At 34.1% G+C, this 19960-nt stretch carries 12 protein-coding genes and 5 pseudogenes; 9 read left to right on the forward strand and 8 right to left on the reverse strand.

Annotated elements, in window-relative coordinates; all coding sequences use genetic code 11:
- The first annotated feature begins 139 nt into the window (after nucleotides 1-139).
- A complete protein-coding gene (locus tag NP781_RS11770) occupies nucleotides 140-982 on the forward strand; it encodes a bis-aminopropyl spermidine synthase family protein (RefSeq protein WP_257522357.1) in 843 nt (280 codons plus the stop codon).
- Nucleotides 970-1644 (forward strand): adenosylmethionine decarboxylase, encoded by a 675-nt coding sequence (gene speD / locus NP781_RS11775; protein ID WP_257522358.1) that lies wholly within the window; start codon nucleotides 970-972, stop codon nucleotides 1642-1644. The genes NP781_RS11770 and speD overlap by 13 nt, the downstream gene beginning before the upstream one ends.
- A 1310-nt stretch (nucleotides 1645-2954) precedes the next feature.
- Here the strand turns inward: speD and NP781_RS11780 are convergent.
- Nucleotides 2955-3590, reverse strand: a complete 636-nt coding sequence (locus NP781_RS11780) for a CPBP family intramembrane glutamic endopeptidase (protein ID WP_221680397.1) — start codon at nucleotides 3588-3590, stop codon at nucleotides 2955-2957.
- A 180-nt stretch (nucleotides 3591-3770) separates the two neighbouring features.
- On the opposite strand from NP781_RS11780, the gene NP781_RS11785 reads away from it, so the two are divergent.
- Together NP781_RS11785 and NP781_RS11790 are read left to right on the forward strand one after the other, a co-directional pair.
- Nucleotides 3771-4211: a LytTR family DNA-binding domain-containing protein gene (locus NP781_RS11785; RefSeq protein WP_036223011.1), complete on the forward strand. Its 441-nt coding sequence runs from the start codon at nucleotides 3771-3773 to the stop codon at nucleotides 4209-4211.
- A 4-nt stretch (nucleotides 4212-4215) separates the two neighbouring features.
- Complete coding sequence (locus NP781_RS11790) at nucleotides 4216-4653, forward strand: DUF3021 domain-containing protein (protein ID WP_221680395.1); 438 nt, start codon at nucleotides 4216-4218, stop codon at nucleotides 4651-4653.
- A gap of 327 nt (nucleotides 4654-4980) precedes the next feature.
- Here NP781_RS11790 and NP781_RS11795 read toward each other — a convergent pair.
- The 4 genes and pseudogenes from NP781_RS11795 to NP781_RS11825 all read right to left on the reverse strand — a co-directional run bounded on the left by NP781_RS11795 (nucleotide 4981) and on the right by NP781_RS11825 (nucleotide 12652).
- Nucleotides 4981-5432 (reverse strand): annotated as a pseudogene (locus tag NP781_RS11795) (NUDIX hydrolase).
- A gap of 370 nt (nucleotides 5433-5802) precedes the next feature.
- A pseudogene (locus tag NP781_RS11800) lies at nucleotides 5803-6179 on the reverse strand (transposase); the annotation flags it as partial.
- A gap of 1022 nt (nucleotides 6180-7201) precedes the next feature.
- Nucleotides 7202-11322 (reverse strand): annotated as a pseudogene (locus NP781_RS25530) (chitobiase/beta-hexosaminidase C-terminal domain-containing protein).
- 820 nt (nucleotides 11323-12142) lie between these two features.
- Nucleotides 12143-12652, reverse strand: coding sequence for a ClbS/DfsB family four-helix bundle protein (locus NP781_RS11825; protein ID WP_221680393.1), 510 nt, complete (start codon nucleotides 12650-12652; stop codon nucleotides 12143-12145).
- Nucleotides 12653-12886: 234 nt separating this feature from the next.
- Here NP781_RS11825 and NP781_RS11830 point away from each other — a divergent pair, with 234 nt between their 5' ends.
- Complete coding sequence (locus NP781_RS11830; protein WP_004225104.1) at nucleotides 12887-13090, forward strand: hypothetical protein; 204 nt, start codon at nucleotides 12887-12889, stop codon at nucleotides 13088-13090.
- Between the two features lie 162 nt (nucleotides 13091-13252).
- Nucleotides 13253-13714 carry a DinB family protein gene (locus tag NP781_RS11835; protein ID WP_257522363.1) on the forward strand — a complete coding sequence of 154 codons (462 nt, stop codon included), beginning with the start codon at nucleotides 13253-13255 and terminating at the stop codon, nucleotides 13712-13714.
- A 468-nt stretch (nucleotides 13715-14182) separates the two neighbouring features.
- On the opposite strand, the gene NP781_RS11840 is transcribed toward NP781_RS11835, so the two are convergent.
- Nucleotides 14183-14344 (reverse strand): hypothetical protein, encoded by a 162-nt coding sequence (locus NP781_RS11840; protein ID WP_004225101.1) that lies wholly within the window; start codon nucleotides 14342-14344, stop codon nucleotides 14183-14185.
- A gap of 426 nt (nucleotides 14345-14770) precedes the next feature.
- On the opposite strand from NP781_RS11840, the gene NP781_RS11845 reads away from it, so the two are divergent.
- Together NP781_RS11845 and NP781_RS11850 are read left to right on the forward strand one after the other, a co-directional pair.
- Entirely contained in the window at nucleotides 14771-16195 is a 1425-nt protein-coding gene (locus NP781_RS11845; protein WP_257522364.1) for a VanZ family protein, read from the forward strand.
- A 38-nt stretch (nucleotides 16196-16233) separates the two neighbouring features.
- Nucleotides 16234-16499: pseudogene (locus NP781_RS11850) on the forward strand (SAM-dependent methyltransferase); the annotation flags it as partial.
- Nucleotides 16500-17867: 1368 nt separating this feature from the next.
- On the opposite strand, the gene NP781_RS11855 reads toward NP781_RS11850, so the two are convergent.
- A complete protein-coding gene (locus tag NP781_RS11855; protein ID WP_257522365.1) occupies nucleotides 17868-18332 on the reverse strand; it encodes a hypothetical protein in 465 nt (154 codons plus the stop codon).
- 134 nt (nucleotides 18333-18466) lie between these two features.
- On the opposite strand from NP781_RS11855, the pseudogene NP781_RS11860 reads away from it, so the two are divergent.
- Nucleotides 18467-19381: pseudogene (locus NP781_RS11860) on the forward strand (class I SAM-dependent methyltransferase).
- 161 nt (nucleotides 19382-19542) lie between these two features.
- Here NP781_RS11860 and NP781_RS11865 read toward each other — a convergent pair.
- Nucleotides 19543-19926 (reverse strand): VOC family protein, encoded by a 384-nt coding sequence (locus NP781_RS11865; protein WP_221680388.1) that lies wholly within the window; start codon nucleotides 19924-19926, stop codon nucleotides 19543-19545.
- Nucleotides 19927-19960 lie beyond the last annotated feature (34 nt).

Below are 19960 nucleotides of genomic sequence, written 5' to 3' on the forward strand. Positions count from 1 at the left end.
TTGTGCAAAAAAAAGCAAGATTAGAATTAGTAGGCTATTATAAACCTTTAGCGCGACTAATTTTAGTCGCGCTTTTTCTGTTCGTTGATTTAGACAATTTTAATTTGTTACTTATTAAAATTGAGAGGACGAATCTACAATGCAAAAACTATTACAACAAATTACAGCTGATATGCAGCTTGAAGAACATTACCATACATTAGAGAAAGCTCTACTTACTTTATATTTCCATAATAATTGTACAACTAAATCTTTAGCTTATATGACAGCCTTACCAATACCTATCGTTTCAGCTATGAAGAAAGAATTTGCCAAACAAGGTTGGGGTAAACATAGCTTAACGAAAAAAGGCCAGCTAGCCGTTATGCAATATTTCCAACTCTCAGGTGCCGATGCTGAACTCTACCTACAATTAACGACAGATGATGCATTTCGAATAGAATGGATTTCACAAAATATAAGCGAAATAAACACTATTTATGAGGCTAGGCCTATAGCTGACGTGACAATTGATCAAGCAAAATGTACAGTTGAGACTGCCTTAAAACGTGCATTGCTGGCACTAGACTATACGATGCTACTCAATAAGCGTATTTTGTGTTTAGGCGATGATGATTTCATCAGTATTGCATTAGCATTTTTAATAAAGAAAATCGCTCCACACTCTGCAACTAAAATTGTTGTATTAGATATTGATAGACGAATTTTAAGTACTATTAGCAAAATAGCTAAAGACTATGAGCTTTCGATTACAACAGATTATTATAACGTTCATGAGCCTTTGCCCGAAACATATGCTGACCAGTTTGATTGCGTTTATACAGATACACCGTATACCTTGATTGGCGCACAGCTCTTTTTATCACGTGCAATTAATGCACTAAAGCCAGAAGCAATGCGGCATGTGTTTTTTCCTATGCCAAACGTAGCTATCAAAAGCATTGGGAGCTACAGCAAAGCTTATATGCTATGGGCTTTGTGATTAATAATATTCATTACGACATAAACAACTATGAAGGTGCGCAGATTTTAGGTGCTACAAGTCAATTATTCGTATTACAAACTACAGAGCAAATGATTCCTTATATTCCTAATCAGCGTAAATTTACGCGACCAATTTACACAGGAGAGGTTGAGAAGAAATCTGTTGTTTATCAGTGTAATCATTGTAAGAACTCCCATACAGTAGGCACTGGCAACAAATACACTACGATTACACAGCTTCAATCCAGTGGTTGTCCAAATTGCAAAAATAACAAGTTTTCACAAATTAAGCGAACAGTAAAAAAATCACAATCCCAGCACGCATTAGGGCATCATATTTTATTAGAGTTGTATGATTGCAATGATGCATTGCTCAATGACGTACAACACATTAAAAAGATTATGTGTCAAGCTGCCCATAAAGCAAAAGCAACAATTGTGACCGAACATTTCCATCATTTTTCACCTTACGGGGTTAGCGGTGTAGTCATTATACAAGAATCACATTTAACGATTCATACGTGGCCAGAGTACGGCTATGCTGCAATAGATGTCTTCACTTGTAACAGTAAATTAGCGCTACAAGAGGCTGTACAATATATTACTGATCAATTTAATGCAGGAAATACCACACAACATTACGTAAATCGAGGTAAATAGATTACCCCAATTAGTATATGTATTGTTACTTTTTCTACAAAGAAAATGGCTTGATTCACTAAAAGAATCAAGCCATTTTAATTTATTTCAGCATTAAAATCTTCAACATAAGCCATCATAAGTTGCACAAGAATATACTTATTCTTCTTCAACTTTAAGATTTTTATAAAAGCTATCAACTATTGGATAAATATCAGGCTCTGTATAGGAGTAAAAATTAGTTACTTCATTTTCAGTAAATATAAAAGTTCATTTGTTCATCTTCATAAAGGGTAATAGCATAAAGGAATCCTACTCTATCTTCTTGATTTTCTTCAGGTATAAACTGTACATCCTTTATTCCACAATATGGCCCTTACTTTATATTATTTGAATTCAAATACCTGACCGCCTTTTATTGATTTTTTTCAACTTTTTAATTCAACAATTGCAATTGTTTTTTTATATAACGACAGATAGAATGGCTCTCACAAATATCAATCCCAGTAGATAAATGTGATCCCTGTTGTTCAAGTTCTCGTCTTAACATTATTTTTAACCACACAGATTGTAAGTTTTTATTTTACAGTTATTACACCTCCTTTGCTAATTAATTCTAATTTGTTTGAGGCTTCTCCAATCTTGTGACCATCTAAATAATGATTTAACACAACGAACCCTATATCTTAAACTAGAAGGCTTTAAGTGGTCTCCTGAAAGTAATAAATATTCTTTTAATCTATCTATATTAATTTCGTTCATATCAATATCACCAAAAAATCGTAATAATAGATTGTATTGAAAACAATATGTTTATAATGTAAGCGATGAATATCCCTCGATTTTTTTATCCTGTTGGTACCTTTTCCATGCTTCGGATGATAACATGTGTCTTTCACTCTCCCACCTATAAATCTATTAATTCTAAATTCTATTATGTTCAATGAAAGATTTTTTCATACAAGGATATTCAACAACCTAAAAAATTGTGATAATTTTGAACTCTAATTAATATAAAAGGCACTTTCCATGTTTCTAGGAAAGCACCATTTAATGGACTAACTAAAATATGGGCTTATTCCTAAAATCGCTTATAGCTTGTTGAAATAAATCACTCCGTTAGCCATCCACGTCGGGTAAAATCGACGCTTCATCACATAAAATGAAAGATTACTCCGTTTTTTTATGGGAATTGAAGAGCTTAGATTAAACGGCTGAACCTCATAGATCCTGAAAAAACTTCAAATTTGCTAACAGAGGTAAATTATATAGCCTTTTCCCATAAAATCATTTAATATCGAGAGGCTAAATTACACCATCATCCCTAATTATTACCATCGTTTTTTATTTAGCTGCCATTTCCCTGAAATGGCAGCTAGCATCAACCATGGCTCTATTACCATATTAATTAGAATATGGGCTACAATTGGTGCAAAGGTGCTCCTTCCAGTATAAATATAGAGCATCGCAAGTAGACAACCTAAGATTGTCGTTGAAAGAATTGCTGGAAGCGCAATTTTCATCTCTCCTCGCAATAACACCCATGTGCCATGAGCAATTCCAAACGCAATTCCTGAGATTGTTACTTGTGAAAGATTTGAAAATCCAATAGATAATACATACTCCATGAGCAAATGTCTAAATACGACTTCTTCAACTATCCCACTTACAATAGCAGCCCATATACCAATCAATTTTAGCCAAGAAAATGTAAACAAATTGCTTTTTACTAAAGGTATTGCAGACATTGTATAGGAAATATACCCGATTACAATGAATGCAGTGAAAAACCACATAGGTAAGTTCAGGTGCAGTTCCAGTGAATTGCCCAACCCCAACCCATTCTCAACAAATTTTTTAGGATTAGTTACATACCAATAAATAACACTTAATGAAAGCATACTTGATATGCTTGCTAATATCCATCCTGCCTTTCTTCGCTCTTTTAGCGTTGTGATCTCGTTCATATTAACTGTCCCCTTAAATTAAATTTATGTTTCTAAGGCTTAATATAACGACATCAAAGTTTAGCAACAATACGCTACATGTAACATGTCTTTATTGAAAGGTGAAATGCTTTTTATGAAAGACAACCTGCATTTTTCAATTTGTAATTTATGGTATATTTTTATAGAGAGGTGATAGAGATGAAGATAGACATAAAAATTGATCCACAAATTGACGAACCCTACATAACAATCTGCGTTTCTGAATTAACGCCAACTATACAGGCTGCAATCTCACTCTTACAACAAAAAGAACAACAAATTTTAACAGGGACCGCTAACAATAAAGTACATATTATCGAGCCTAATTCTGTAATAGCTATTAGGACGGAAGGCAAAGATTTAGTACTATATAGCGACGATGGTAATCGTGTACTTATGAATAAGCCTTTGTATGAGTTAGAGCAGCAACTAGGAGAAGGATTTATTCGGATTTCTAAATCTGCCATCATTAATCCTAGAAAAATCAGAAATATTGAAGCTTCCTTTAATGGCACAATGGAAATCGAGCTTACTTTAGGAATAAAAGAAGTCATTTCACGCAATTATAAAAAATCATTTAAAGAGCGCTTGGGGGTATAAGTACATGAACTTTTTCAAGAATTTATGGTTCGGAATAAGTATGGGCTGTACAGTTTTTGTTTTTGTAAATCTTATTGGATATTGGTTGAAAGGGGATTTGTTTTTAGAAGCTGTTATATCTAATTTTCCACAACAAGTTATCGGATCAGTTACTGTTGGCATTGCCTGTATACTACCTTCATACCTCTATAGAACAGAACGTTTAACATTTTTACAACAAAGTGCTTGTCATTTTTTTATCGCTATAGGGACCTTTATAGCTGTCGCCTTTTCTTTAAAATGGCTTCCAACATTTTCGATAAAACTAACGATTCTATTGTTACTATTTAATGTATTAATTTTTGCACTAGTTTGGCTGTTATTTTATTTTTATAGTCAATCGGAAGTAAAAAAAATGAAGCAGAAAATCATTGTTCATACAGACAGTAGTAATAATCAATAGATTTCTTTGATAGAAATTCATTATTTAAAGAGGCTAATCAACATAACAAGATTCAAGCCTCCATTTCCTTATATTTCCATTCGTTTTCAAACGACTTAAATTAAACAGTCTCCATCTTTATTCTCTACTAATCTTCGGTCATACAGCTATAACTGTATGAGCCGAAGATTATTCAACTAACCTGACCCGTTAGTTTAAGTGAGAAACTTCACAATCTCACTCTGAATTTTAACAACAATATCAAATTCCGTTGAAAATGTTCCTCAACAATCTGGCCCTTAGATCAAGAAAGACGTATTCCTTACTATAGAAATGCGCCCGTTTGCTTTATAAAAACTTATGTAAATATTCATTAACGATTGGTAAATCTGGTGGACTGATATTCGAAGGAAGGTCAGTCATATTAAAGAATTTTAAGGCTTCAACTTCATTTTCTTCTCTTTTTAATGTCCCTTTATAATCTCTACAAAAATAAGCTGCTACTACATTATGTACCTCATCACCATGAGGATATTTATAGCAGAATTCTTGTCCAGAAAAAACATTGAACAAGGTCAAATCATTTGCAAGCAAACCCGTCGCTTCTAATAATTCTCTTTTGGCTACTTGTTCTAATGCTTCCCGACCTCCATGGAACCACCAGCCAATCCCCAACAATTATTGTCCTTACGAAGTTGTAGCAGTAATTCCTATTTACTATTTACAAGAATTACACATGCACCAGCCATAATTAGAGGACGACTGCCCACTAAATTTCTTAAATCCATAATGTATCCCATGGTTTCTTCCAACATCATATATATTTTAATCTAATTGTTAATTATTAATTTTAACATAAAAATCCAATTAAAAGATTGATCAGATATTCAACGATCTGGCCTTTTAATGAAAACGAGCGCTGATCCTTGTTACAGAATCGCACCCGATTGTTAAGGGTTTCGGTCTCTTTTCAAACTTTCATTTGGGAACGTTATTGTTAAATGACATGCATAAACAAACAAATTTAAAGCTCTACTTTCATACGTTTTATTTTTTAAAAACGAAAAACTAAATCAACAAGATATATAATTGATAAAGCCATTGGAAGAACTATTTTTATAATTAAGTCACCAACTAAGTAGAACTAAGTAACAACAAACAATGCTAATAAACCCGTCCAAAAAGCACGAAACGAATTCGATGTCCCTTGCCATGATCAAAATGAAATCCTCCATGAAAAGAGCGAGACCTTCTCCAATACGAAATCCCGTTTCATATAACAATTGAATCAGGAACTTATCTCGGATATTCTTAGTTGCTTGTTGTGCTTGTTCCTTCCTTAGTGTATTTACTTTTTTACGTGGTTCATTTAAATTAAGTACGTTTCTTGTGGAGGGCTTATCTTTAGTAATATAGTGTAAGAAGCTTTTGTAATGTTTGTTACCTCCAGTGAACACTTGTTTCATTAACTTTTCCATTATGTCATTTTGTACTTCTTCATTTCGAAATAAATAGTCATAAAAGTTTGCTATAACTGTGCCAGTTAATAAATCTAATATGTATTAAAAAAGAGAATATATGATCATATATTGAACTTTATGACACTCACCAATGAAAACATAATATGTTAACTAAAAATAAATTTTATGTTAACATATATACATACCATTATTTGGAGGTGTGTGTGTTGACTGACAAAAATAGAATATTACTTAGTTCGGTTGGCAGTTTGGCTTTATTTACTTTAGGAGGATATAGGATATTCACTAACAACTTAGAAGCAATGTCCATATTAGTAGCATATATTTTCTTTATTTGTGGATTTATAGGCTTTGTTTTTTATGTAGTAAAGTTGTCAAAAACCCCACGTACTTAGCATTGCTTCGTTGCGATGCTTTTTTCGTTTGCCATAGTCCCTTCTTTCATCTGCACAAAAGTATGATTCAGTCGGGTTTTTGCTCTAAGGAAATTGGAAGGGTGAAAAATATAGGGATGCTTTTCTTGATAGTTAATATAAATAGCGATTTTTCTAACATGATATTTACTACCATCTAAACTTCTATAAATACTTTTAAGTGGGGTACACTTTTAAATAGTTTTATACAGTAAGCATGAGTAGTTACTCTTATACATACAATGAGTCCCTCACTCCAACTGAAATAATTGTATTGAAAGAAAGGTTGGATGCTACTCTTTGTTTAAAGAAACTGCTTTTTGAGTGGAGTAAAAATTAGTGCTTATTTAAATAAGGGGATGATAAATTGAAATATATTTCTGGTTTTATTGGATTTATTTTTATTTCCTTTGGCAGTTTACTAATGAATATCACTGAGAATGGAGAGACATCTACAAATATAACATTAAAGATTTCAGGGTTCGTTAGTTTAATTATCGGTTTAAAATTTTTATTTCCTAATTTGGGCTTTATAAAAAGTAAAAAATAACCAAGTATTCATATAAACACTTGGTTATTTTTTATTATTCAACAACTTTTCAGTGTTATAGGTTAATTAGCAAACAACCCAGCACCATATCATATATAGATTAGTGCTGGGTAGTTTTTTAGATTCTACTTAAACTCAATTTCCTCTGCCGAAGCCCCTTTAGTATACGTAATGGTCGCTCCATCAGGTAAATTTCGTATTTCTTTTATATTTTTTCCTTCGATAATAATTTCACCAATTTTCGTACCTTTAAAGTCAATAATCGCATTTCCTTTTTTGGGACTAATCGTTACTGTTTTATCTGCAAATCCTTCCCCATGGAATTCAGCATATTGACTAAATACTGCAATTCCATTTTTAATTTTCGTATTTTTCCCTAACGATAGCGAAATGCTTGGGCGATTCATTATTAATTTACCTGTTTTGTAGTTATCATAGTTGTATACATTTTCAGGTGTTATTGGTGTGGGTATTTCCTCATTGTCTGCCTTCAAATCAATTTGAACTAATACTGGGTCATGATCTGATGCACGGCCTTGTGCTTCTGTAAAGTTCGCATTTATATGAATCAAGTCAATTTCTGTAACATCAGCAAGATTATTTGAAACTAAAATATGATCCAACACTTGATTGTTTCCTTGGAAGAAGTAGGTAAAACGATCTTGCTCTGGGGCTTTATCTATCATATTCGTTAAAACATCACCTTTTAACGTTTGAAGAGCTGGTGTGAATTCAAAGTCGTTCATGTCCCCTGCTACAATGATATTTAAATCTGGATTAATAGCAAGTCCTTCATCCATAAAATCATTGATGGCTTGCGCAAGTTGAATACGTTTCTTAACTGATTCTAGCACTGGTGGCTGAGTTGGTCCCCAAAGTGAACCATCCCCACCTTTAGAATTTAGATGAGCTCCGATAATCACTACACGTTCTTTCTGAAATTCAAATTCGGCTGCAATTGGTTTTCGTGTATCTACAAATTTTGATGGATCAACAAAGCCAGGATTTAAAGTAAGGCTTCCATCTGCTGTCCACGTATTGGTTTGGTCACCCATCCCTTTTATACCTGACACTAATGAAACACGATCTGGATTATATAGGTAGCCCACACGAATATTACCGCCAGGTGCACCACCTACTGTATTGTTAATTGGCATGACATCAATCCAATCATAAGCAGGACCACCCGCAGCTTTAATTGCTTGAATTAATCGCATGTAGCTTTCCGATGCATCCGCATTTCCTGAATCAGTTTGCCCATCATTATCTTGAACTTCGACTAATGTAATAATATCTGGTGATTTCATATTATTCACAAATGTCGCTGCTATTCTGGCTACTTTTTCGTTTGATGTATTGGCAGGATTATTTGAAAAGTTTTCGATATTATAGGAAGCGACATTTAACTTGTCCGCTACTGGTTCAAGATGCGTCACCTCTTGCTGAAGATTCGCTTTTGTTAATTCTGGGAAGACTTTATTTGTGTTCAGTCGATAGCCATCTGTAAAATTTTCTACAAATCCGAAAAGGGCATCATTAAAACGATCACCTGAATCATAATTTTTACCAGCTACCCCTTCAAGCATAATTTTTTCTGGGTTATAATCATCGGCCGCTATATTTAAACCGCCATTCACATTAAATGTATTATTTGTTGTGCTCGGTACAACAATTGGCGAATCGTTATTATAAATCGGTCCTATCACTCTCGCATCTTGGAATGATACCAGCATATACTCAATAGATTCCCAAAAATCGATGCCATCTTCTTGTGGGTCAAAAATTGCAAAACTATCATTATCAATAATTTTTTTGGTGGTAACAGATCCTCCCCTATCACAAGGGCTTCTGGAATTCCTGCTGTACCTGTTTTTGTAATATTTGTTGCTGCAATTTGTGTATCTGTCAATCGAGAGTTGCCACCAGCTTCTATTACATTTCCTGATACGTTAATAACATCCCCTACTGCTACATTATGTCCTGTCTTATTTACTTTGATAGCAGTTGATTTTACGCCATCAAATGACGACTCGTTTTCCTGCATAATAAAGCTAGTTGAATTTAAAACGAAGGTTACAATTCCCTCCACATCATTTACTGTTAAATCGACATATGGTGATTTATGGCTTGCCCCTTGAATATCGCTAATCTTGGCATTTTTAGTATCAATAATTTCATAAACAAATGTAGCAATTGCACTGTTCGTTAAACCTTCTTTCACTGCAATCGCTTTAAGCGTCATTGGTTTATTAACAAGGATTTCCTCTGTATACTTTGCACTAGCTGTTGTTGGCGTTGAGCCATCCACTGTGTAATAAATCGTAGCTCCTTCAGTCATTGTAGAAAGGAGACTTTCGTGCCAGCTGTTACGCCCCCTACGTGAGAAGCTTTGATATCCTGCACCTTTGTTACATCTTCAATAACGCGAAGTGGGAGCAATTGGTGGTTTGTATATTGACCAACAATTCCTGTAATTTCCCCATACGTTTTTCCACTCACTAAACCAGAGTCTCGTGTTTTATCGTAAATAGCAAATGGGCCTACTTCATCAGTACCTGTAAAGTTTTGACCCGAACCAGTAATGGTAACATTTTTAAGTGTAACTAGTTTCGATTCATTGTCTTCTGCGACCTCATTACTTTTAATAAGATGTGGCTCTGGTATTGTCGAAGGAACAGGCATACCGACAAGTGAAATATTCGTTAATTGCTTTAGACCGCTATATTCATCTACGCGTCCTTGCACCGTCACCCGATCACCGACATTTGCGGCAAGACTATCCACAGGATAAATGGCTATCGCCGCACCATCTTCATCTTGAATGTGCGCTGTAGCTGTTTCTAATTTGGCTGTCACGATCCCTGATACGATAACAATTTGCCCGATTTCTTTATTACGAGCTTCCGTAATGGATATAACGGTTAGCTCTTCTTTAACTGTATAATTAAAGGATGCAATGTCACTATCGTCTAGACCTGTTGCGGTAGCAAATGCTTTTATAGTCATGGCTTCATTTACAATAATCCCCGCTGCTGCATCATAAACCTCACTAGCTAATGACGGTTCAGAACCATCGATTGTGTAATAGATGGTTGCATTTGGGGTATTTGTAGACAGTGTTACTTTTGTTCCTGCATAAACTTCGCCTGTTGCTGGTAAAGCCTTAACTTTCTCTACTTGTGTTGGCTCATAGTTTAGTACCAATTGGAAGCTTTCTGTACTTAATGTTTTGAGTTGATAAACCCCGTTAAAAATTGAAGCAACTCCTGACATCATTGTTATTGAAGCCATCTGCTTCAAACTGTGAAAACTGATAGCCTGTGCGGTTATCATGGCGAATTAACAGTTCGTTATTTGCTGCATCGACTGCTTTAAATTCAAATGTACCATACGTACCAGATGGCGCTAAATCTTTAATCTTCACATTTTCAAGTGTGATTAATCTACCTTGTGTGCTATCATCTGCAATCGGTAAATTTACTGTCTGCGGTGCAGGTGATGCCCCTGTAGAAATCCGTTCAATTGTTGGCGAATTAAATTGAACTTCTCCACTATATAAACTTGTTTTTCCTGTGATGCTGACAATATCCCCAACAGCTAAGCTCCCTGCTTCTGCAGAACTTGAAAAGACATATACCCCTGCTGTCTCATCTTGTACATAGAAGGCCTTGCCTCCCCAGCTACCAGGTGTTGTCGTAACCGTCCCTTGAATTTTTACTGTGCTGTCTGTCCCAACAGCTGCACGAGCTTCGGCAATGGTTACTTCATTTACTGAAGGAATAGTTGGTTCAGTTGTATCGTCCCCAACAAAGTCCATTGAAGTTGGCGATTTTAGCCCTGCATGGTTGCCAAAATATTTTTCCAGTGAACCTGTTATTCTAACTTTTTTCCCAAGATTACTTGGGTTAGTAAATAATCCGAAATTGGCTCTATAGGAGCTTGGTAATTGAATATATAGCATTTTCGTGACATCTGTTTCATCTGGTGAATCGGCAATGGCAATATTTGTATCACTATCTGCTATCACAGAATAAGAAGTTTCACTTTTGACAAACCCTACTATATATCCTTCTACAGTAACATTACTAATAACTGAAGTAGGAACAAATTGATTGACCGCTTCCCCCACACCAATAGCTTCTGTGGTTTCGGCCTTTACAACTGTGAAATAAGGTGAAATCATAGACATTACAAGTAAAAATGATAACGCTATTTTAGTAACGACATTACATTCATATTTCTTCATTCGCTCAGCTCCTTATGATTTTAATCTAAAATAATCTTTTCCTTAGGTTTTACATGGAAGTTATTATTCAATTACTGTATTCCCTTCAACAGTTAACCCATTTAAAGAGAGGGTACATTTGGCGCATAAATGATTAAATCCCCCTAAATAGTACCTGTACTACCAGATGGCATTAAAGAAATTCGTATTTAAAGCTTCTCCAACATACAGATGATTAGATTTTTTCGAGTTTAAATTTACCATCATGGACGATCATTAAATTATTAATCTTTTTATAAGCTTATGGCGAGCGCAGTACATCCTTGTAATCGGTGCTACTACTACCGCTGAAGCTGTTAATGCATTTAAATACATTTACTCATACTTAGAGTAATCCCTCCCTGTTTAATAAAGATAAGTTTTAAATCCTATTAACACAATTACTTGTAATTATCAAACAATACCAAAATATTGTTTAACATAGTAATTTTAACAGAAAAATAATAAATACTTTGTTATTTAATATGAATATTCTAAATTCTATGTAAAATAGTACATATTAATCTTTTACAATAGTCATTAGAATAGTAGTTTTATATTATGTAATTACATTTTCGTATGAATAAAAGCGCTAATGTACCTGCTCAGCTCCGTCAAGCATAAATACAGAAAGATTGTTTCTTGCTCATTCCCTACCTCCTCCTTCATATGAAGTATCTAGATACAGTAAAACGTACCATAGCTCATCACTTGTTGTCATAGTGGATAATAAAAAGCCTTCCATTTGTGGAAGGCTAAAGTAAATTCGTTTGGTTTGTTATAGTAAGGAACATTCAATTTTCTAAAGGTTCATCTTCTTCCATTTACGAATTTTGGTTCTGAAATTTGTAAATGGAGCAACTGAGTTAATATGAACCCATTTCCAAACAGGCCAATTAGCTTGTGTTTTTGCCCATCGTCTTTGGTCAACTTCAAATAACTCCTTTTCTGAAAGGGTATTTAACCACTCACATAAATGATTGACAGCTTCATTAAGCATGGATTGTTGTTCCTTCAAAGAGTACTCTCCGTATTGTTTATAAAAAGAGTTATACAATCCACTTAGATTATTCCATTTATAGCCTTCTGCAGGTGTATGTACTTCTTCTCCCTTTTGTTCTTTTTGCTCCCAGTGAAGCAATAGATTTATCCATCCAAGTTGATAAGAAAGATTTTCAGACGGCGTTTTATCAACTTCTTTAATCCGTTTATTTTTTAAGATTTCGGGTATATCATTAAATTCGGCAATATATTTTTTATACTTTTCGTCAATCGTACTAATTAATTCTTCTTTGTTCGCATACTGTCTCACTCTATTTCCCTCCCTTCCATCTACTTCTTCATGTTCAGTCTACCATAATGCGAATACACTAATTTTTACATTTTATTAAAAAGTTGTTATTCGGTAAGTGTTACCTTCTATCTTTTCGGTGGATGTATAAGTAACCAAAATTTACACACACTAACCTTGAGTGTATTACCCATAATGAATGAAACAGAGGGTTTTATTTCTTATGTGTGATGATTAATAACAGAGGTGCTTGAAGTGACTACATTCGGAAAATGCTTATATATCGCATTCTTTATCATCATTTTTTTATTTACAACCATTTGGAATTATATTAAAAATGGTCATTGGGCTTTGCTAGAAAATTTATTCTTTGCCTTTTGGGTGGCCAGTTTCTTATTCATGGCATTACTACTTAGAAGTAAAAAAGAAGAATCGAAAAAAGCTGAAAATAGAAGCTGATTTGCCTGTTTTAACTGACTAGTGTTAAAATCCTCATCTATATTTGCTGTAGCTCTAATAAGCTGCAGCTTTTTTATTGTTGCACCAAACTAGTATTTTATCCGTACATTCAAACTTAAAATGTTATACTATTCAAAAAATATTTTGAGGAAGGAAACGTGAATGATGGAGGCTAAGACCATTTTGTTAGATCAACTTTTAGCTAATGCAAATGACCCAAGTTGGTATATCTCATTTTCTGAAGTCGTAGAAGGGCTATCTGAAGCAGAAGCCTTTTGGAAACCCGATTCTTCTAGCCATAGTATGGCTGAAATTGTCCAGCATCTAATCTATTGGAATGAAATTTGGCAAATACGGTATCGAGAAAATCAAGTGAAGGCCCCTTCGCAAACAAATAATGCGAATACGTTTCTAGTTAAAGAGGAGGTAACTTTCAATGAATTAAAAGAAAAGTTATTACATATTCTACTTAAGTGGCAAGAATTAATTGAGGAAGAGCGACTTTTATCTATCGTAAATGGGTTCCCTGTGAAAGCGCAATGGTGGGCTATCATATCTAATGCCGCTACTCATAATGCCTATCATATTGGACAGCTCGCCTATTTACGTAAAATGGAAAAATAGACATTTATATGCTATACTCTTAAAATGGGACTATTGTTAATAGTCCTATTTTTGTTTGCTGCCGCTTATTTAACACAAATAACACCAAAGGAAGATGCATGTGAGCCTAGAAGAAATTACACAGATCTATTCATTTTACTTCTTCACGACACCAATTTTAGTAAGATTAATTGTATTTAATTTTATTTTTAAAGCCTACAAACATACTATGGTTATTGTATTGGATGCTTTTGTTTTAATATCAACCACTATTTGGTTAATATTGATCAGAGATGTCATTTTCCCTCTGCCTTCGTTAACTTTAAATGTATTTAGTGTAATTTACATCCTATTGATTATAGACATTTCTATCAATTATTATCGCTTAAAAAGGAAGAGCTCCTTGAAGTGAAAAGCCCAATTTATACATATAAAAACAAGCTCCAAGTAAAAGAAAAAAGCATCTCTTTTCAAGATGCTTTGATCTTACTATTGGGGCAATTCTTCTGGTGTTTTCTCAAATTCAAGTATATGTCCATCAACTTTTGCTCTTTCTAGTTCTTCAATAAATTCTTCCTTACGTTCATCAAGTCTGGAGTCAAGTGTGTTTTGATAACCCGGAAATAGATTGTAATCTACTGGTTTCCCCATAAGTTCACCTCTTATTCTCAGCTTTTTTATTTATTATAGGGTATATTGATATTTTCTGACAATTGTTTATGTCAATTTTGATTACAAGGACTGACAAGACAATACAACGGAAGTCTTATAAAAAACGTCTATCTATACTTTATTGCCCATAAAATTATGCTGATAATTCGAAACAGCAAGAGGTTTTATTTATTTTGTCTACGGCTCTAAACGTGCAATTTCCACAAACTTTGTTGATAATCCCCAAACTGTTCCTCCCCTTTTTTTACGGAAAATAAAAGCATATTTACTATAAGCACTTTCCCTCAAGTAGATATGCTACAAAATCTTAAGAAATCTTCATAATTTTTCTCAATAATTATTAATAATTACCATTTACAATAAGAAAAGTCGACAATAGATTAACATAGTTAGGAGCATCTTGTCTTGGGCGTTACAGATATTATGAATAACATTCGGATTTTAATGTTGCCAGTCATCCTTATTATTGGTGCTGAGTTCTTACTTATTGGACTTTATTATTTCCTCTATCATAAAAACCAACAGTCAAATCGGAAAAAAATAAACTTTAAGCAACTGATACTTGTAGCACTCTTTATCGGCTATATTGTATTTGTGTGTGAACTAACGATTTTTGGGCGTGGTTCTTCCCATTTCATGCAAATGAATCTTCAACCATTTAGTGGCTATATAGATGCATGGAAGAAATACTCGTTACGTGATCTTCAAAATTGTATTTTCAACATTTTAATGTTTGTACCGCTAGGCGTTTTCTTACCTTTACTTTTCTCTAAATTCAAACTGTTTAAATGGCTTCTTCCTGTAGTGGTGATTGCAACCTTATCCATTGAAACGTATCAAACACTTACAGGAGCAGGGATTTTTGAGCTTGATGACTTAATCAACAACTCGCTTGGGGGGATTATTGGATACCAGTTATATAGACTAGGATCTTCTATTGTTCAGCATAAAAAAATAAAAGTGAAAAGCTTGATCGGAAACCTAGCCATTCCTCTCATGATGGGTTTGATTTTTATTGGCATGATGATTGTCTACGCTCAACAGGAATTTGGTCATTTAGCAATAAACGCCTACACAAAATCAAATATGTCGGATGTTGATGTAACCACCTCATTAGATTTACATACAGCATCTACCGTTGCCCCCGTGTATAAAAAAATTATTCATACAGATGAAGTTGAGACTTTGTTGCAAAAGAAATTTGATTTAGCAGAGTTAAATCAGCAGGATATTAGTGGTGATCGTGAGCTTTTATTAAAAGATAAAGCAGAGAACTCCTATACGTTATTTATTAATTCAGAGGGAAATTGGTCGCTAACAGACGATCTTTATACGCCAGTGCAACCTTCTTTAGCTGTGCAAGAAACACTCGTGAAGAAGGCAAAGAGCATGATGGATGAGCTTTCTCTCCTTCCTAAAGATGGGGCGTTTACAGCTTTGGATAATGGCGTATTTGAATGGACGCTTCCTGACCAAGCTGAATTGAACCAAGATTATTGGCTTGGTGAAGTAGAGCTCGGTTTGAAATCAGATGGTAGTATGTATTCATTATCGTATAATATTCATGAGCATCAATTAATCCGTGAAGTAAATATTTTGTCACCTGCAGAGGTGTATGAGCGAATTAAGAATGGCGAATTTCCACAGATAAAATATAATGCACTTGTAACGGAAGAAGAACTATTGATAAAAAAAGGCGATCAACTTACTGTCGATTTAATAGAGCTCTCTTATATGTACGATACAAAAGATTTCTATCAACCCATATACAGAGTTTCTGGCACACTCAATGGAAAAAGTTGGTTCACATTGATTCAGGCGAGAAAATAGCTTTTTTGATACTGTTTACTAAGGAAAGCCAGACTTGATACTACGATGAGAATGGCAACCGCCTGCATTGGGCAGTTGATCACTATCAGACAGAAGGCATTCAGGAAACAACCTACCTTACCGAAAATGTTATTAAGTACCATCGCACACTGTCTACTTATATGAATGTCTTAATACAAGCTAGCTATACGATAAGTACGGTGAAGGAACCTATGCCTTCAGAGGAAGTGCTAAAAAATATTCCGGACATGCAGGATAACTACGGAGACCTATGTTTTTAATCATTGCAGCAGAGAAAAAATAATCACTGTGTGCTCAGGCAATATGTATTGGGTATCGCTAATATCACATATAAACAAAAAACCAGGTGCTCCCCAAAAGAGAGCATCTGGTTTTATTGTGAAAGTGAATCTTACTAACTTACTTAGTTTTGATTCGTTATAATACTACGACAACTTGAGGCGCTGAACAAGTTAAAATATTTTCCAATAGGATTTTAGGGGAAATTAATGCTTTTTCGAGAAAATAAATCATTCTATCAAATTTTATAGTTTTCTTACTTTCATTAAAAAAGAAATAATGAAATCTCATAAATGACTAACCTTTGCTAATGACACATGGTCATTTACCAATGACAGCCCCATTGAATAGGTGGATGACTGTTTGCTATTTTCACATAATTTAAATTATGTTTCTACAAACTGAAATTGATAACAATGCTCCCCCTACTCTAACTGAATAATTAATGAAATTTACTTCTTTATTCTCGCATGGTGATACCGAAAGCAATACAAGCTAGACATCTCTGTTACAAACATATAGGTCTCTATGATCTTAACTATGATAGGTGAAGCAACTATACTTAAATTAATTTCTCCCTTTCATAACTTTTTCGTGCTATTAATAAAACATGCTGAAGAAGCACAGTCTGCTAAAGGAACATTAAACAAAAAGACCAGTCACTCTTTTAAAGAGAACTGGTCATTTTGCGTTTAGGTTGAAGACTATGAAAAATCTTCTTTCATAGATTAACATATTATACTGAACAATATCTAAACAACCATACAAAAAAGACTAGATTCTCACATGATGATGTAAGCTCTAGTCTTTTAAGTGAAAGTGAATCTTACTAAATTTTTGTCTAGCTTTAGATTCAAATTACAATACGAATGAACAGGCTAAAGGTTTCATAAATTCTTTATTTTTTCTTTAAAATATAGGACCACCACCACAAAAAGACCAGGAAACACGAAAAAATGTGAATCCTGGCCCTTTTGTGAAAAGTGAATGTTACTAGTTTGCTTTAGTTCTTTGTATTCTACTGATGAGTTAGACGGCTGATGTTTTAAAAAGTTACACATTCTTAAAAATTTTTTACGCTACAAATTAAATCGCAAAATCAAACACGCCGTCAGCTCCATCTACCAACTAATTGAATAGTACACGCTCCCTCAGACTCATATAGGCTTCTTTTTCCAGTAATGATGTTTGTTCTTCAGCAGCTACTGTACCTTTAGCCCATATTTTTTTGACTCTGTGACACTCCAGCTAAATAATTGTGTGCCTTTATTTTCCTATCGGATACCGAGTTCCATCAGAATGGTCACTATAAAAGGAGAGGTGAAATTTACCATTCCCAATTGGTCCATCTACATAATTCACAGGAGTATCCCTACTCATTTAACTTGTGTTGGATACTAACTAATTTCTGTGAATCTTCCCTTGCTTTTTCTAAAAGACTAAAAAAAGCATTATCTTTTATCAGCTCAAAGCTTTCATTTGTGTTAAGGAGAACCAATATTTTATTTTTAGAATCAATGAACATCGGGTAGCTTGTATTGAGTGAAATTGTCATTCGATAATCGTAATCAATAGTTTTTATAGTTGTTTTTTTGAATGTTGCATGTTGAAAAGACTGTATCAATTCTTGCTGTGTTTCTTTTGATATTTTCATTTCAGAAAAGATATCTTCTTTATCTGTATCTATACGATGGAGCGTTATAATGGCATTCTCCACTTGAAAATTAGCATTTTCCAACAGATCTGTAGCAGAATAGCTTTGCTCTTTCCATATAATGAGCATACCACTAACAATTACTGCTAAGAGTAAAGATAAGGCTATTATAAATTTTTTCATATTACTCCTCTTTCTCAGCATCAGAAACTTGACAAAAAAATGATTTTATGCTAAAATTTACATTTAAATAAATATTATATATAATAGGATTCTCCTGGCCAGGAGAATCCTATTTTTTGTTAAGGAGTGTTGGTATGAATCAACAGGAATCTAGTATCACTTCATTAGTGGCTGCCTTTAGTAGAGCCTACCATAGCCAATTTGATACACCGAAAATTTTTGATGATTATATAGCCAAAGAATTGATTTCACAAGAAGAATATCAAAATATTCAAGCTACTATGATACAAGGCATTGAATTTTTTAATAAAGATATCGCTACAAAGTTTAAAGACAATTCAAAGGAATTAATTAAATGGATTACACAAGTTTAACTCTCACCAACTCCTTTGGCACGTGCTGCTTATTGTGAAAGAGTCTTGGACAGTGAAATACAGCTTGGTGTCGAGCAATATGTCATCTTAGGTGCTGGCTTCGATACTTTTCCGTATCGTCAGCAACAAGGACAATCCAGGCTAGAAATTTTTGAGGTGGATTATCCCACTACGCAGGCATCGAAAATGAGAAGATTACAGGAAGCCTCTCTCCCCCTCTTGAATCATTTGCATTTTGTACCGATGGATTTTACAAAGCAATTTCAATCTCAATTATTTTCAGAGCAAGGCTTCCAATCTAAAAAAACATTTTTTAGTCTATTAGGTGTTTCTTATTATTTAACAAAAGATGAATTAGCAAGTTTACTCAATCATCTATTTGCCTTAGTTCCAGCAGGTAGTTCCATTGTTTTGGATTATGCTGATGAATCTCTCTTCACGGAAAAAGGACTCTCCAATAGAGTAGAAAACATGGTCAAAATGGCCGCACTTGGTGGTGAACCAATGAAATCATGCTATGCTTATGAGGACATGGAAAGGATGTTAGATCGATTAGGTTTGCTTATATATGAACATCTATCTCCTACAGCGATTCAAGAGCTGTATTTTCAAAATCGGACAGATTACTTGTGTGCTTTTGAAACTATCCATTACATGCATATTGTTAAAAAATAGGTCCACTCTATTTAATTTTCCAAAATTCTAAATTTTCTTTTTATTACCCAGGCAATTAACTATTTCAATATAGAGAATTAGTATACTATAGTAGTGTAAAGCTAATTAGCCTTACACCTCCTAGATTTGTTACTAGGGTCACTGTTAACGCAGTGACCCGCTTATAATGATTGACAAACACCTAAAGGATTCCCATCAGGGTCATAGAAGGTAAAAAATTTGGTGTCCTCTTCTCCTTCTAAAGCCTCGACTTGAACATGATGTTCCACTAGAAATAAATAAGTCTCTTCAATATTTTGAGAGAGAAAGTTCACATATTTCCCCACACCAAAGTGATTGTCTGGAAAATGACATGGCTGATGCTCCTTAGCTTTTACTAAGCAAATGACCGTCGGAGATTGTTCAGTGATCTTCATAACTGCTGCGCCCGCTTCTATATATAGAAGCTTAAATCCAAGTATTTCCTCATACCATTTAGCCGATAATTTGGGATCTTTTATTGGAATAAAAATGGCCTCTACACCTTTAAATAAGGATTGTTTCATTTTCTTACCTCCCTTTCACAGTTTGTGTTCTTCA

The sequence above is a fragment of the Lysinibacillus sp. FN11 genome (assembly GCF_024628845.1).
Taxonomy (GTDB): domain Bacteria; phylum Bacillota; class Bacilli; order Bacillales_A; family Planococcaceae; genus Lysinibacillus; species Lysinibacillus capsici.